The sequence below is a fragment of the Anaerocolumna chitinilytica genome (assembly GCF_014218355.1).
In the GTDB taxonomy this organism is placed as follows: domain Bacteria; phylum Bacillota; class Clostridia; order Lachnospirales; family Lachnospiraceae; genus Anaerocolumna; species Anaerocolumna chitinilytica.
Window position 1 is genome coordinate 611,571 of record NZ_AP023368.1, and the last position, 16,420, is coordinate 627,990.

Here is a 16,420-nt window from a genome sequence, read left to right on the forward strand (position 1 = left end):
CAAGTCTGAAATCAGCGAAAAGAAACAGAAGAGAAGTAATAGCTGAAGAGGACAAAAAATTCCAAAAAGAAACAGGTTGACAGACAAAAGAGATTTTGTTAAGATAAAAGACCTGACTGGAAAGATAGCAAAAGATTTCCGGTGGCGATGCGCTTATGGGACACACCCGTTCCCATCCCGAACACGATGGTTAAGACATAAGCGGCCGATGGTACTATACTGGAAACGGTATGGGAGAGCAGGTGGCTGCCGGATTATAAAAAAAACAAAGAACAATGGGTTATAGCTTAATTGGAAAAGCAGCTGAATAACAGCAGACATGAGTTCAATTCTCATTAGACCACTGTTTCAGGACATAAGAAAGTATGAAAAGTACTCAGCGGAATATAATTCTGCAAGAGAATCTTATCGAATGAAACAAAGATTGTACCTTGAAAACTACACATTGATTTGAAGACATCTAATAAACGCGATTATTTCCCTGTCACGCTAGGCAGGAGATAAGAGCAAGCAAAAGAAGGAAAGAATTGACGAAGTTTTTTCCGGAAGTTGCAGACTGACAGTCGAAAGACTGAGAAGGTCAAGCTAATAAGAGCGCAGGGTGGATGCCTTGGCACTAAGAGCCGATGAAAGACGTGATAAGCTGCGATAAGCTGCGGTGAGGAGCAAATATCCTTTGACCCGCAGATTTCTGAATGGGGAAACCTGACGGAGAAGACCTCCGTTACTATTAAGTGAATACATAGCTTAATAGAGGGAACCCGGGGAACTGAAACATCTAAGTACCCGGAGGAAGAGAAAGAAAACTCGATTTCCAAAGTAGTGGCGAGCGAAATGGAAAGAGCCTAAACCAGGGGATTTATCCTCTGGGGTAATGGACCGCAATAAGTGAGATGAAAGGTAGCAGAATGGTTTTGGGAAAGCCAGCCAAAGAGAGTGAAAGCCTCGTATGCGAAACCGGAAGTCAGCGAGCGGGATCCGAAGTACCACGAGACACGAGAAACCTTGTGGGAAGTCGGGGGGACCACCCCCCAAGGCTAAATACTACTTAGTGACCGATAGTGCATAGTACTGTGAAGGAAAGGTGAAAAGAACCCCGGGAGGGGAGTGAAAGAGAACCTGAAACCCTGTGTTTACAAGCTGTGGAACCACCATACGAGTGGAACCGCGTACTTTTTGTAGAACGGTCCGGCGAGTTACATTCATTGGCGAGGTTAAGAACTAAAGGTTCGGAGCCGAAGGGAAACCAAGTCTGAATAGGGCGTGTAATCTTTGATTACGTAGTCAATGTATGTAGACCCGAAACCGGGTGATCTACCCATGTCCAGGTTGAAGCTGCCGTAAAAGGCGGTGGAGGACCGAACACACATCCGTTGAAAAGGGTGGTGATGAGGTGTGGGTAGGGGAGAAATTCCAATCGAACCCGGAGATAGCTGGTTCTCCTCGAAATAGCTTTAGGGCTAGCCTTAATTTAGTCTGATGGAGGTAGAGCACTGAATATCCTAGGGGGCGTCAAAGCTTACCGAAGATTATCAAACTCCGAATGCCATACAGATGATGATTAGGAGTCAGACTACACGAGATAAGTTGGGTAGTCAAAAGGGAAAAAGCCCAGACCACCAGCTAAGGTCCCAAAGTGCGTGTTAAGTGGAAAAGGATGTGGGATTTCGAAAACAACTAGGATGTTGGCTTAGAAGCAGCCACACATTAAAAGAGTGCGTAATAGCTCACTAGTCGAGAGGTCCTGCGCCGAAAATGTCCGGGGCTAAAACACGACACCGAAGCTGTGGATTGCAGTTGAACTGCAGTGGTAGAGGAGCATTCTTAAGACTGATGAAGCGGTACCGTAAGGAGCCGTGGAGGGATAAGAAGAGAGAATGCCGGAATGAGTAGCGAGATGAAAGTGAGAATCTTTCAGGCCGAATATCCAAGGTTTCCAGAGTAAAGCTGATCTGCTCTGGGTAAGTCGGGACCTAAGGCGAGGTCGAAAGACGTAGTCGATGGACAACAGGTTGAAATTCCTGTACCTTATAAAAACAGAACTGTGGGGACGCAGAGACGAAGTCAGAGCCGGGAGAGGAAGACCCGGTACAAGCGAGGTACCAGTGTGGCAGGAAAATCCGTCATGCAATGGGAAGACGTGATGTGGACCGAAATTTAAAGTAGGGAAGCTGATGAAGGCACTGCCAAGAAAAGCCGCTATTGCTTTTTATAAGCCCGTACCGTAAACCGACACAGGTGGATGAGGAGAGAATCCTAAGGCCGACGGGAGAAGCATTGTTAAGGAACTCGGCAAAATAACCCCGTAACTTCGGGAGAAGGGGTGCCTGTAGAAATACAGGCCGCAGAGAATTGGCCCAAGCAACTGTTTAGCAAAAACACAGGTCTATGCAAAACCGTAAGGTGAAGTATATGGGCTGACGCCTGCCCGGTGCTGGAAGGTTAAGGGGAGATGTTAGGAGCAATCCGAAGCGTTGAACTTAAGCCCCAGTAAACGGCGGCCGTAACTATAACGGTCCTAAGGTAGCGAAATTCCTTGTCGGGTAAGTTCCGACCCGCACGAAAGGCGTAATGATTTGGGCACTGTCTCGACAATGCACCCGGTGAAATTGAAGTACCAGTGAAGATGCTGGTTACCTGCGCCAGGACGGAAAGACCCCATGGAGCTTTACTCTAGCTTGATACTGGGATTCGGTATTGCATGCACAGGATAGGTGGGAGGCTATGAAGCGGTAACTCCGGTTGCCGTGGAGCCGATGTTGGGATACCACCCTTGCAGTATTGGGTTTCTAACATGCAGCCATGAACTGGCTGGTGGACAATGTCAGGTGGGGAGTTTGACTGGGGCGGTCGCCTCCGAAAGGGTATCGGAGGCGCTCAAAGGTCCTCTCAGGATGGACGGAAACCATCCGAAGAGTGCAAAGGCATAAGAGGGCTTGACTGCGACACCGACGGGTGGAGCAGGTACGAAAGTAGGACTTAGTGATCCGGTGGTATAAAGTGGGATTGCCATCGCTCAACGGATAAAAGCTACCCTGGGGATAACAGGCTTATCACTCCCAAGAGTTCACATCGACGGAGTGGTTTGGCACCTCGATGTCGGCTCATCGCATCCTGGGGCTGTATTAGGTCCCAAGGGTTGGGCTGTTCGCCCATTAAAGCGGTACGCGAGCTGGGTTCAGAACGTCGTGAGACAGTTCGGTCCCTATCCGGCGCGGGCGTAGGATATTTGAGAGGAGCTGACCTTAGTACGAGAGGACCGGGTTGGACTGACCTCTGGTGTATCGGTTGCACTGCCAAGTGCACGGCCGAGTAGCCAAGTCGGGAAGGGATAAACGCTGAAGGCATCTAAGCGTGAAGCCCCCCTCAAGATGAGATATCCCATGCGAAAGCAGTAAGACCCCTGGAAGACTACCAGGTGGATAGGTTAGAGGTGGAAGTGCAGTAATGCATGCAGCTGACTAATACTAATAGGTCGAGGGCTTGACCTAAAAAATTAGATGAAATCAAAAAAGTGTGTAGTTTTGAAGATATAAGATAGATAAAAAGAAGCTGGATGACAGCTTCTTTTTTTTGAGTACGTCCAGCAGGCGCACGTTCCAACGGGTGAAAGTCCCGAATCTGCCCGGTAGTAGGAAGGATATAGCCGAAGGCAAGGGTTATCCATCCTGAGGTGGAATCTGAAGGAAGCTGTATACTGGGAACATACTAACAAGTGGGCAATTCTCTGTTCTTACGTATAGAAATGTAATTTTGTTAAGGTTATCAGAATTTCGGATACCGGCCGTTTTGTTCTTTTACCAAGTGATTCGGCAAAAGGATTTGTGCAGAACATCTTTCATGTGTTAATCAGTAGAATCACTTATTTGTCCTGTATAGGCAAATCCTTAATCTCCCGCTGGTTTACTGAATGTTTTTGAATTCAAGGTTTTGTAGTAAAGGCAGTGTACTTCATATTCTGGCGATTGTATTGTAAATAGTTCTATCATTACTTTCATTTGCTTCTTGCTATTTAATAAAATTAATACTTCGGTAATTAGCTTTAATATTATTTTCGAATCATTTAAAATGCATATTGCTTTTTTTATTTATATAACTTTTTGGACTATATTTGGATTTCTAATTAATTCAATTATTGGAAAAAAGTTTATATCAATATTCTTAATATGTAGCTTGCAACTATCAGAATTATACGTTTTACCCCAAAATGGACTATTAACAATTTTGTCTTATATGCCGACAACTATTTCAAGAGAATTAATAATTAAACAATTCCCTTTTTGGATTAAAGGAACATGGTGTTATAAACCAGGTATATTTTCATATGCAAATGTAACACCTGTACTCAATAATTATGCCCCTAAAAATTTTAATATATTATATATATATTCTGTATTATTTACATATATAATTGTTTTATTTTTTATATTCAAATTATTTAGAAAAAATAAGTTTAAATTAGGTGCCATAATACAATAAGGAGAATTAAATTTAATGAATAAAGAAATAAAATCAATAGGTTATATAAATACCCTTAGCAATTGTTATGTTGATGAAGATGAAGTAACAAAAAAAATAAGTTTATTATATGAGGAAAAAATTCATTTGTTAAAGCCAAATAAAAAAACTATTTATGAAATAATGGAATATATTAAAACTAAATATACAATTATTGAGAATCACACCACTGATTTAGATAAAGTATCATTAACTATAGAAAATATTGGCCCGGGTAGAGAGTTATACGAACTTCAGATTCAAGAAATTAAAAGCCTAAAAGCTCAATTACCTATTTTAGCTAATACTTTGTTAGGGAAAAAGGAAACATTAATTAAAGTAGATTTTGAGGTTGGAACAGATCTTATTTCTGTAACTGGTAGTCAAAAATTAGCAGATATAATTTGTATATTACGTGGATTAGATGAATTAGATTTAAATAATAAATATGTAGTTGTTCATTATTTGGAATTAATTGATAAATATGGGGATATTGTAAAATAAAACATCTAAGGGAGCTACTACGACCAGATCACATTATGCACTATATTAATACTCAAACAAGAGCCGAAGACGTATTAGCATCGCTTACTCCATAAAAACATAAATTCAGTTGTTCGGCTTTTTGGCAAAGGCGGCAAATAGTATAACAGGAAATATAATAGCTGCAAGTATTCCGGCCTTTAAGTTGTTTTAAAATCAGAGGAAACACTAAAAGCAAAGGACATTAAATTAATATTTTTATTAAATCAACTAAGTCTGGAAAGAACCTATTGATCACTTACTCAAAATCAGTTTAAATTAATAGGAATGAATACAGAAAGAAACAGGAAATGTACTTTAAGCGTTTAGAATTCATTTTCTGACCCTGGATAAAACTTAAATTTTAAGTGTCTGGAAATATTGAATCAACTGGAAAATGAGAGAATTAGAATAGAATCTTTTATCAGACAATAAGCAAACAGGCTCTAAGATACAGCTCTTAGGGCCTGTTTGCTTATTTCATTTATTCGTTGAGCAGGAAACTGCTAAAACTGTGTAAATGGTAAGGTATATTTGTATTCTGGTCTGATTACCGGAGGACATTATTCTTAGTAAGAATTTTCTCGGGAATAAAATGGTCAAATATAAAGTAATCAAAGTTTTTCATACTCTCATTAAGACTTTCCTGGTTCTTAATAGTCCAGGCAAAAGATGGTGTGTGAAAAAAGTGTTTGCAAAGAGAGAAGGAGAGCATCTTCTGATATTTATAATTAAAAGATATAAAATCAGGCTTTGTTAAGAAATTAAGCAGAAGATTCTGGAGCACGAAGAATAAAGTACGGCTTCCTACTTCTTTATCCTTTACCAGATTACTTGCCAATTGTCCCCGAATAATATGAGGACGTTTTCTTCTATACCAGAGTAAGACGAGGGGGTTAAAGGATTCTATACAATAAGTACCTTTGTAATTCTCAAGCATGGGGGCGGTTATATCACATACAGAAGTGTCCGTGTATTCTACCTTAAATTCTAGAATTAGTGGTACTTTTCCTCCTACTAGTTCCAATACTTCCTTAAGGGTAGGTATTTTCTCTTTGGACTGGTTTAAGCACAATTTTTGCAGCTCATCGTAGGTTAGTTCGCGAACTTTTTTATTTAACCTGCACACTCTTTTTAATGTAAAATCATGAAAGATAACCGGCACCTTATCTTTTGAAAGCTGTATATCCATCTCAATGCCATAGTTATTCTCTACAGCAAGCTTAAAGGCTGCCATAGAGTTTTCCGGTATTTTATCCGGATTGCTGTGCAGTCCCCTATGAGCATAATATCTACCATTAAATTTTGAAAAATCTTTTCTGTTAAATACCCGGGGCATAATTGCAGCAAAATACAGCAGAGTGAGTAATAGCAGAATTATTATTAAGTATATCAGCATAGTTTGCCTCCTAAAGCTTGAACATATCGAATGAAACTATTATAACATTCAGAAGCATTACCGACAATCCTGCATAAAATAATTTTACATATATTTATAACTGCTTTATCAAGGGGTTATTCTATATGGTTTTGCTTAAAAAAGAATAAACACCGCTGCAAAACATATATTTAAATAAGTTTAGTTAGAAGGATTAAGACATTGGACCAAATTTGCAGGGATTGGATAATTGGAGAAGATTACAGCGATTTTATTGTTGAATATAGAAAAGATCTTACTGCTTTAAATGCTGCCCCTAATATCTGTTATAATACGGTAGATGATAACTATGCGGTAGTATATACCCCCACGGCGAATGTTTCCGTGGAAGACGTACTGCATACCTATGGATACGGAATCTTTCCCAACTTATATGGTTTAATGGATGTTGGAAGTCTGGAAGCCTCTGGCGTAACCCGGGTAAGAAATGTTCCAAATCTTGCATTATTAGGGGAAGGTGTTTTAATCGGTATAGTGGATACCGGTATCGATTATACCCATGAGGCATTTCGAAATGCAGATGGGACTACCAGAATAGAGGCTATATGGGATCAGACGATTCATACAGGACCTTACCCGGCTACTTACTACTATGGGACAGAGTACAGCAGAGATCAGATAAATGAAGCACTAAGAAGCCAGGACCCTCATTCAGTCGTTCCAACCACAGACGAATTAGGACATGGTACATTTTTGGCAGGAATTGCAGCTGGAACTCCAAATGTTCAAAATAGCTTCTCAGGAATTGTTCCAAATTCAAATATTGTTGTCGTCAAACTAAAGCAGGCAAAACAAAATATCAGAAGAGTTTTTCGGGTACCAGCCAATGCAGTTGCTTATCAGGAAAATGATATTATGTTTGGAGTGCGATATCTTGTTGATACTGCTAGAAGATTATCAAGGCCAATAGCAATATGCTTTGGATTGGGTTCTTCTCAAGGATCTCATGATGGCAGAGGGCCATTGACGAATTTTATGTCAATTCTTGCTGACCAGCCAGGAATTGCTATCTCTGTTGCTGCTGGAAATGAGGGGAATGCAGGTCATCATTTTCAAGGCCTTATCAGCAGGGGAGGTGAACAGTCCAACATGGTTGAACTTAAGGTTGGGCCGAATGTAATAGGCTTTTCCATGCAGCTTTGGGGAAATGCACCGGGAACCTTCTCTATTGATATTCTCTCTCCAACAGGAGAATATATTCCAAGAATACCTGCACGAATTGGTGAATCCAGAGAAATAAGATTTATTTTTGAGGAAACAGTAATACGTGTAGATTATTTTCTCCTTGAAACCCAGACGGGAGATCAGTTAATTTTGATTAATTTTGATAACCCAACGGAAGGAATATGGAGATTTAAAGTCTATTCCAGCGGAGATTTGAATTCCGAATTTCATATATGGCTACCAATTACAGATTTCATTGGGCCAGATACAGCTTTTGTTCAGCCAACACCAAATGTTACGGTAACATCTCCAGGTAATTCTATTATTCCGATTGTTGTTACCGCTTATGATTATACAAATAATAGTCTGTATTTACAGGCAGGAAGAGGTTTTTCAAGAGTAGGTGCCATAACACCAAGTCTTGCAGCACCGGGAGTCAATCTGACCGGCCCTGAGCCGGGAGGAACATACGGAAAGCGTACAGGAACAAGTCTGGCAGCTGCCCATACGGCAGGGATTACTGCTATGCTGCTGCAATGGGGGATACAATCAGGTTATTACTCACAGCTTGACAGTGTAGAAATAAAGAACCTGCTTATTAGGGGGGCCAGAAGGGATCCTAACAATACATATCCGAATACTGAGTGGGGATATGGAATTATTGATATCTATAATACCTTTATCAGTTTAAGAGGAGAACCGGATTAAAAGTGGCAGAGGAGACTCTGCCCTTACTTTGTTTCTTAAGAAATGGAAATTATTTTTTTGTTTACATCTATATACAGATATGATAAAATAGACAGTGGATAAAAAAAGTAAACAGATGTAATTACGGTGGTTTCACCGATAAAGGCAAACCTGTCCAAAGGCAGGGACGCAAAGCTAGAGGGCCTTACTAAAAGATGATTTAGTTGGCAGCCAGTTACCGAAGGAAGCTTTTTTTATGTGTTTTTATTGACATTGTGTACAGCGATGAGGGAGAGTATACAAGGATAAAGTAACGTTCTTTTGGGGAGAAGGACGTTAAAAGGTATGGAAAGCTAGGTTTGGGGCTTTTCGTACCTTTTTTTAATTCTGTAAAGTTAAGAAGTTATAAAATGAAAATTTGGGTAAAAAGAATGCAAAAAATATTAAAAAAATGCTTGCATTTTAAAATTAATTGAGTTATAATATCATTCGTGGCTGACAAAGAGCTTGTCAGATAACACAAAAATAAAGAATATTGGGCTATCGCCAAACGGTAAGGCACTGGACTCTGACTCCAGCATCTCAAGGTTCGAATCCTTGTAGCCCAGCTTAAATCCTCTGATTTTCAGAGGATTTTTTTTTGCGGAATAATATAGAATAAATCCTATTTGCAGATATGATTTTATTTATGGAAAGTATACTTGACATTATATATGCTTGGTGGTAATATAATCTCATGGAAAGCACACTTTACATTAAAGGGGGTAGTAATGAAAAATCGTTTGGAAGAAATACGAAAGCAGCGGGGAATAAAGCAGGAAGATCTGGCAAATGCGTTAGAAGTATCAAGACAGACAATTGGGTCCTTGGAAAATGGGAGATATAACCCATCCATTTTATTAGCTTTTAAAATAGCCCGTTATTTTGAAATGTCGATTGAAGAGATTTTTATTTATGAGGAGGTTTAAGAGTGAAAAATAATGTGTATTTTAAGGCGACCTTAACTAAGGGTTCTCAGAAACCCCAGCGTTTTATGTATTAAAGATTATTATTAGTTATCGTTGCATTTTACTAATAAGGAAAGATCATAACCCTTCGCTTCAAGGTAAGCAAATACATTTTCATCATTTAGAGTAACCATAGAAGTTGAGTAATGAGGATCCATCAATTCCTCATAATCAGTCGGGTTGAAAGGCTGTTTTTCAGATATCATGTGATAGATACAAACCATCATCATTCTGGCTATTGCAATAATTGCTTTTTTATGACCACGTCGTTTCTTGATTCGACCATATTTAATTGCAAAATAAGGTTGTTTTTTACTCTTGATCGCAGCAAGTGCACACTGAACCATCATTGGTTTTAGATAAGCGCCAGCTTTCGCAATACGAACAGATTTCTTTTTTCCTGCGGATTCATTGTTGGATGGAGAAAGTCCGCACCAGGAGCAAAGATGTTTGGCGTCATCAAAGATGCTCATATCGATACCAATCTCGGCAAGGATAATGGTTGCACTGATTTCCGTTATACCAGGAAGTGAGGATATGTATTCCACAAATTCATAATAAGGTTTGATTCTTATATAAAGCTCAACCTCAGTTTGCGTAATCATATCATCCAGATAATCAAGATGCCCTCTGGCAAGCTCCAGTTTTTTTGCCTGGTCGGTTTCGATGTTATAACCTTTGATTGCTTCAATAATATCATCAGACTTAACCTTAGCATTTTTTTTGATGAGTTTGCGAACAGCTTTGTCATTAATGGTATCCGTAGTATTAGAAAGCAGATAGGTCATGATTTCAGTTGCCGTTTTACCAAATGGATCAGACAGAATACTGGCAATGCCGATGTTGGAAACGGTCATACAGTTCTGTATACGGTTTTTCTCTGAGGACTTCATACAAACCAGCTTGAAACGGTAGCGTGCAAGCTCTCGAAGCTGCCGGAAATTCTTCGGAGGGATAAAAGAACATCTGACCAGATCGAATTTATAAAGATCTGCAATCCATCTGGAATCTTTTTTGTCTGTTTTTTTACCTTTGATAGCTTTGACATATTTGGGATGAGTAAGGCATACATTGATGTCATTTTCAAGGTAATTAAAAATAGGAATCCAGTACTTCCCCGTGGATTCCATACAGACATAAAAACAGTCATTTTTAATTAACCAATCATGAAATTTCTGAATATCAGAATTGATGGTTGAGAAGGATTTCTGATTGTACTCAGATATTCCATTTTTATCAGTAGTAACGATGGTTGCAACGATAACATTTTTGTGGACATCAAGCCCACAACAGATGGGGTAAACAAGCCTCATCATAAGTATCACCACCTATAAGAATTAAAGAAACAGCAACATTGACTGCCATCCTGCGGCTAAATAAACATGGTTTATTACCAATGATAAGAGTCCGGGCTCAATGTCCCACTTGTTTGTGCTTGAAAGGATGACGGCACATATAACTATACGGGGTTGAAATAAATTCACCACACCTCCAACCGTGCTCTGTAGTGTATTGCTGTTTCATAAAGAATTTTAAATCATAGAGTGGTGGTTTGCAACTTTTAATATCTTGTTTGTGCCGCCGCTTGGCGGCGGAATGGAGAAAACTATGAAAGAAACAAAAAAAGGTTATGTTATTTCCGTTATTGGTGTTATTTTATTAGGAGTGGGGCTATACTTAACGAAATCCAGTATAGAGCCTCAGGGTGCTCTATTCGCATTACCATATGTATTTATTGGAATAGGCTGTGGTATTTTTGGCCATGGGATGGGAAATATTATTTCGAATAAAGTGCTAAACAATAGTCCGGAAATAAAAAGGCAGTTAGAAATAAATGTAAAGGATGAGCGTAATGTGGCAATAGCAAATTGTGCAAAGGCGAAAGCATATGATATGATGACCTTTGTGTTTGGCGCATTGATGATTTCCTTTGCAATAATGGGTGTGGAAATGAGAGAAGTATTACTCTTGGTTTTTGCATATCTATTTGTACAGGGATATGCAATTTACTACCGCTCTAAATACGATAAGGTAATGTAGGAAATCGGAAAACATTATCTGTTTAATCCAATGGGGCTGTTCAAAATAGCTAATTTACTGGCTATTTTGCAACAATCCCATTTTGTTATTTGAAAAAGTATCTCTAAAACTAAATTATTTTTAAGTAGAATCTTCTAAGAGTTCATAGTACAATGCTATCATAGATAAACCATGTAAGTACCATAGTCTGAATAATATGTAAATACATGCCATAAATTATGAAATAGATTTGGCTATACACTTGGAGAGGGACAGGAAGATGAAAAGAGCAAGAAAAATTCACAGGAGCATACTGCATTCCGGCACAATATTTACTCAGCTGGTACTATTTACGGTTATCATCAGCTTTATTCCAATAATATTTGTAGGAGTAGTATTGTTTGGAAAAATCAGCAGAATGGTTACAGAGGAGCTTGTGAGCTCTCATTATCAGTTGGCTGCACAATATACATCTAATCTTGAAAATAGCTTCTATCAATATAAGGACAGTTTAAAGCAAATTGCAAACAATACAATTGTTATGGATACGCTTCTTGGTAAGACAGATTACAAAAATCCTTATGCTATGGGAACAAACGTTAGTATCGAGATTAACAAATCACTTCATCTGGACAGTGCAGAGCTTCGTAATTGTATGGTATATTCGGATATAGCTGACAATAAAATCTATGGTAACAGAGTGACTATGATGGAAGGCGCAAGTAAGGAAATTTGGTACATTAATCATAAAGCATTGACGCAGGACTACTTTATCTATTCTTCCGTAGGTAAGAAGACAATTCTTTCGCTGATACAGAAGATTATTTATCTGGATGTTACAAATTACAAGTCAAAATATATAGGATTTATTAAGCTTGATCTATATATGGATAAGTTATTCTCGCCTACTGTAAACAAAAAAGAAGAGAATTATTCCTATGATGTAATTGTATTAGATAGCAGTAATCGGACAGTATACTCCTCCAATCCGAAATACACAGCAATCACGAAAAAGATATCTTATAAGGAATTAAGCAAAAATCGTATCAATTACTATGAAGATGCTATGGTTTGTACGGGGTATGAGAATAATTACGGGCTGAAGTTGATATTTCTGTTCAATAATAAGCAGCTGGCTAATAAAAAGTCTGAAATAGAAAGAAGCACCTTGCCTATCTTTGTTATAGTTCTGGTAGTAATTATCATTACAGCCTTTATCTTTACAAGAGGTTTTTCAACAAGAGTGGCAAGGTTAATTGATAAATTTAAGCTTGCTGAAACAGGAGATCTGACACTTACAGAAGAAATTGAGGGAAATGACGAGATAACCATACTGGACAGACAGTTCAGCCATATGCTGATTAAGCTGGACAGGCTTATCAAGAAAAATTATGTTCAGCAGTTGGAGAAGAAAGAGAGTGAATTCCGAAATTTGCAGTTACAGATTAACCCGCATTTTCTTTATAATACTCTTGAGACAATCAGTTCGATTGCAGCGGTAAATAAGGTATTTATCATCTGTGACCTATGTGAAAAGCTGGGTGAAAATTTCAGGTACAGTCTGGGCAAGAATTACGGAGAATTTGTAACGGTAATGCAGGAACTGTCACATACTAAGAACTATGTATATATCCAGCAGACCAGGTTTGGCAATAAGTTCGAAGTATTTTATAATGTGGATAAGGAAGCTGAAAATTATCGTATTCTGCGCTTTATCTTGCAGCCAATTGTAGAGAATGCAATTGTTCACGGATTAAGCAAGATAGTCGGACAAGGAACCCTTGAGATTTCCATCAGCAGAAAAGAGGAACAGCTGGTAATAAAGATTGAAGATGACGGAGTAGGTATGAGCGCTGAAAGGGTAGAGGAGATCAGCAAATACATCAATGACGGTAATATTGAGGATAAGAAAAGGCATAGTATTGGTATCCGTAATGTGAATCAGAGAATAAAGCTGGCATGCGGAAATGAATATGGTATAACAATTGATAGTTCTGAAAATATAGGCAGCTGTTTTACGATAACATTGCCATTAATACAGTAGGGAGGAGCATCGTATGGAACGGAGCATTTTAATTGCAGACGATGAGCAACTGATTCGGGAAGGTATCAAAGCCAGATTAGAGTATCTGGAGCTATTGCCAAGGGAATTATATGAGGCGGAAAATGCGGAAAAAGCAATGGATATCCTAAAGGAGCATGAAGTGGATATTGTAATAACGGATATCCGGATGGCTGAAATGAACGGCATTGAATTTATAAAGCAGGTAAAGCCCCTGTACCCTGATATCCAATTTATTATTCTCAGTGGATATGCCGAATTCGAGTATGCGGAGCAGGCAATTCAACTGGGGGTTAAGGCATATCTATTAAAACCGATATCCAATGATTCTTTGAAAAAAGCAGTAGAAGAGGCAGTCTTTAAGCTGGAGGAACTGGAAAGTTACAGAAGGACAGTCAGTGAAGGCAATCGTTCCATTGAAGAAAAGAAGCGGCTGCTCTTTGACAGGAGTGTCAATAATCTATTAAGAGCGGATGCCGACCTTTGGGATGATGAATATTCCAATGCGGTATATCAGGAATTTCCCCTCAAAGATAAATGGATTATGCTGGTGATACTTAATATTGATGTGGAGAGCTATGAGCAGGGCAGCTTTGCATACAAAGATATTGAACTGGTTAAATTCTCAATTAAGAATGTATTTAATGAACTGGAATCCCAATGTGATAAGATTATCGTAAGTAATCTGGCGAATATGAACCAGCTTTTTGCACTGATTGCTCATAGTAATCAGGCCAAACTTCGGGGGGAAGCTGAAAAACTCTTTACCAGTCTATCTAATCAGATGAGAAGAAAGCTCAAGATATCCCTTACCTTTGGCTTTAGTTCTACACTCAGGCAAATTACTTCTAAATGTCAGAAAGAAGCCCAGGAAGCTCTTCTCCAGCGTCTTATCCATGGAAAGAATAATTTGTATTTTTATGAGGATATTAAGATACTTACAGCGGAGCAGTTCCCTTCCTCTGAGCTTCATATGCTGCACCAATATATTGAGCGCCGGGATGCAGGAAATATTGAATTTCTAATCAATGATATCTTTTCCGATGAGAATATTAAGAAATATAATGCCGCATATATTCGAATACTCTGGGCACGAATTATGAATATCTTGTTAAATGTAGCTAATCCACTGTTTACAAGTGAAGCCAAGAATATGGAGAAACTGGTTTTAAACTTTGAAATCTTTGATACCTTTCAGACGATGGATGAACTGCGTAATTTTCTGTATATGCTAGTTTTAGACTGCATACAAGTAAGTGCAGATATTGATGTGAATGCAAGAAATAAGATAAAGCTGGGGATAAAATATATTAAAGACAATTACAACAGGGATATTGCAATAAATGAGCTGGCTGAGAAATTTGCTATCAGTCCCAATTATTTCTCGACTATATTTAAAAAAGAAACGGGTCAGACTACAGTGAACTTTATCAAAGAACTTCGAATTAAGAAGGCATGTGAATACCTGGTAAACTCAGATAAGAGCATTGCAGATATTTCCAAAGAAGTCGGCTATGAAGACAGTCAGTACTTCTTTCGTGTCTTTAAAAAAGCAACCGGTCTGACACCGCTTGAATATCGTAGGACTCACAGAAAACAGTGATAGATTACAAGAGGATAGTGGGCGCTACGCAAATTAGATTCTCGATACAAGTATCTTTATGGTATAATTTCGGCAACAGAGCAGATTCCTGCTCTAATTCTTGAAAAGTAACAGCCGTAGGAGTTCTTACAGAGATTTCTTTTGTGAGAATTCCTTTTTTTGTTTTTATTGTAAGATAATAAGGGTCAGAGTCTTGGTGAATATAACCTGGTTTGCCGGTCTCTGTAATGCTAAAAGTAATAAGCTCCTGCTCACGGTCTGTTTTTGCTATAAGAAGAGGGCCTCTGGATATCCAGGTCTTCTGATGTTTTATGGCTGACCTCAGTTCTGCCTCGACATCTCCTTCTTCCGTGCCTTCGATATAGGTTGCGTAATGATTGCTCATATTCCAACTGCCGTGAAGGTCCATGCCACAGGTAAAAGCCAGAGGATATCCCTTTAATACCAGCTCTTCCCACCAGAGTAATCCACGCTCATTTACCTCATGAAGGGGCTCCAGGTTGTTAAAAATTTCTATAAAGTCAAAGGAGTGAAAGTCGTGAATTTCCATATCGAAGCGGCAGCCTCTGGCAAAGGGATTGCCGTAGGAGAAAGGATGGGCTATACCTACAAGAGCGCCTTTTTCTCTGGCAGCGGTAAACAAAAGCTCCGGTTTATGAAGATTAATATTTTCCCAAGGGACATATTCGGATAGCTGAAAACAGAGAATATGGCCGTAGTAAGTGGTGTACTCCATGCCATAGATGCAGGAGATTTCAGTATTTCCGGCAAGAAGTTCTTTGATCTTACTATGACCTGAAATTGTGTTATGGTCTGTAATAGCAAAAGCATCTACCTTGTCTTTTTGCAGGAAATCAATCAGTTCGGCAGGGGTAAGGCTTCCGTCTGATTCGGTGGTATGGTTATGTAATTCCAAACGCTTATACATTAGAACCTCCTTCCCTATCTTCATTTACCGATAAGGTTATTTCATAGTGGGTATCATCTTGTATGACATTAAATACTACCAAGGTAAGGCGGATAACACCATGAAGACTTTCCTGAGGAAGGCAGCCTTCGCTGGTATAATCGGGGGAGTAGTGCATATGCCTTTTAGTCAGCTGCTTATGTATGCCGCCAATGAAGGTATCATCCATAGTGGCTATCGTGTGAATTTCAGTTTTCATCCCCTGAATGGCATTTAGTATCTGTTCCTCTGTTTCGATTTCAGAGTCATACTTCCCTTTGCAGGCAGCAATAAAATCCTCCCTAATTTCTTTTGTTATTTCTGTATAATGCTGTTTGTCAAAGGTAAAGAAAATATCCATTTCAGAATATTCCCTGTCCAGGCAGACGGTATAGGATATCTGACCGACAAAACCTTTATTTAAGATACCTCCTGCTGTGTAGATGGTTTTCATATCAACCTCCAATCCGTCACC

Annotated in this window: 10 protein-coding genes, 1 tRNA gene, 2 rRNA genes and 1 riboswitch; of the genes, 9 read left to right on the forward strand and 4 right to left on the reverse strand. The window is 38.9% G+C overall.

What is annotated here, in order from left to right; translation table 11 throughout:
• The first annotated feature begins 137 nt into the window (after window positions 1-137).
• The 3 genes from rrf to bsdcttw_RS02810 all read left to right on the forward strand — a co-directional run bounded on the left by rrf (window position 138) and on the right by bsdcttw_RS02810 (window position 5,001).
• Window positions 138-255: ribosomal RNA gene (gene rrf, locus bsdcttw_RS02800) — 5S ribosomal RNA — on the forward strand.
• A gap of 323 nt (window positions 256-578) precedes the next feature.
• Window positions 579-3,491: ribosomal RNA gene (locus bsdcttw_RS02805) — 23S ribosomal RNA — on the forward strand.
• A 1,003-nt stretch (window positions 3,492-4,494) separates the two neighbouring features.
• Window positions 4,495-5,001 carry a hypothetical protein gene (locus tag bsdcttw_RS02810; RefSeq protein ID WP_185257908.1) on the forward strand — a complete coding sequence of 169 codons (507 nt, stop codon included), beginning with the start codon at window positions 4,495-4,497 and terminating at the stop codon, window positions 4,999-5,001.
• Window positions 5,002-5,569: 568 nt separating this feature from the next.
• Here bsdcttw_RS02810 and bsdcttw_RS02815 read toward each other — a convergent pair.
• Window positions 5,570-6,418 (reverse strand): glycerophosphodiester phosphodiesterase family protein, encoded by an 849-nt coding sequence (locus tag bsdcttw_RS02815; RefSeq protein WP_185257909.1) that lies wholly within the window; start codon window positions 6,416-6,418, stop codon window positions 5,570-5,572.
• Between the two features lie 201 nt (window positions 6,419-6,619).
• Between bsdcttw_RS02815 and bsdcttw_RS02820 the strand changes: the two genes are divergently transcribed.
• From bsdcttw_RS02820 to bsdcttw_RS02830, 3 genes are all read left to right on the forward strand, one after another.
• Window positions 6,620-8,329: a S8 family peptidase gene (locus bsdcttw_RS02820; RefSeq protein WP_185257910.1), complete on the forward strand. Its 1,710-nt coding sequence runs from the start codon at window positions 6,620-6,622 to the stop codon at window positions 8,327-8,329.
• 133 nt (window positions 8,330-8,462) lie between these two features.
• Window positions 8,463-8,551, forward strand: a riboswitch (cyclic di-GMP riboswitch).
• A 293-nt stretch (window positions 8,552-8,844) separates the two neighbouring features.
• A tRNA-Gln gene (locus bsdcttw_RS02825) sits at window positions 8,845-8,916 on the forward strand.
• A gap of 162 nt (window positions 8,917-9,078) precedes the next feature.
• Window positions 9,079-9,276 carry a helix-turn-helix transcriptional regulator gene (locus tag bsdcttw_RS02830; RefSeq protein ID WP_185257911.1) on the forward strand — a complete coding sequence of 66 codons (198 nt, stop codon included), beginning with the start codon at window positions 9,079-9,081 and terminating at the stop codon, window positions 9,274-9,276.
• A gap of 83 nt (window positions 9,277-9,359) precedes the next feature.
• Here bsdcttw_RS02830 and bsdcttw_RS02835 read toward each other — a convergent pair whose 3' ends face one another.
• Window positions 9,360-10,631, reverse strand: coding sequence for an IS110 family RNA-guided transposase (locus tag bsdcttw_RS02835; protein ID WP_185255234.1), 1,272 nt, complete (start codon window positions 10,629-10,631; stop codon window positions 9,360-9,362).
• Window positions 10,632-10,923: 292 nt separating this feature from the next.
• Between bsdcttw_RS02835 and bsdcttw_RS02840 the strand changes: the two genes are divergently transcribed.
• From bsdcttw_RS02840 to bsdcttw_RS02850, 3 genes are all read left to right on the forward strand, one after another.
• Complete coding sequence (locus bsdcttw_RS02840; RefSeq protein ID WP_185257912.1) at window positions 10,924-11,355, forward strand: DUF6442 family protein; 432 nt, start codon at window positions 10,924-10,926, stop codon at window positions 11,353-11,355.
• 259 nt (window positions 11,356-11,614) lie between these two features.
• On the forward strand, window positions 11,615-13,378 hold the full coding sequence (locus bsdcttw_RS02845) for a sensor histidine kinase (RefSeq protein ID WP_185257913.1): 1,764 nt from the start codon (window positions 11,615-11,617) through the stop codon (window positions 13,376-13,378).
• Between the two features lie 13 nt (window positions 13,379-13,391).
• Window positions 13,392-14,999, forward strand: a complete 1,608-nt coding sequence (locus bsdcttw_RS02850; RefSeq protein ID WP_185257914.1) for a response regulator transcription factor — start codon at window positions 13,392-13,394, stop codon at window positions 14,997-14,999.
• 4 nt (window positions 15,000-15,003) lie between these two features.
• Here bsdcttw_RS02850 and bsdcttw_RS02855 read toward each other — a convergent pair whose 3' ends face one another.
• Together bsdcttw_RS02855 and bsdcttw_RS02860 are read right to left on the reverse strand one after the other, a co-directional pair.
• Window positions 15,004-15,927: a CehA/McbA family metallohydrolase gene (locus tag bsdcttw_RS02855; RefSeq protein ID WP_185257915.1), complete on the reverse strand. Its 924-nt coding sequence runs from the start codon at window positions 15,925-15,927 to the stop codon at window positions 15,004-15,006.
• Entirely contained in the window at window positions 15,920-16,399 is a 480-nt protein-coding gene (locus bsdcttw_RS02860) for a DUF6669 family protein (RefSeq protein ID WP_185257916.1), read from the reverse strand. Before bsdcttw_RS02860 ends, bsdcttw_RS02855 begins: the two co-directional genes overlap by 8 nt.
• Between the last annotated feature and the right edge of the window lie 21 nt (window positions 16,400-16,420).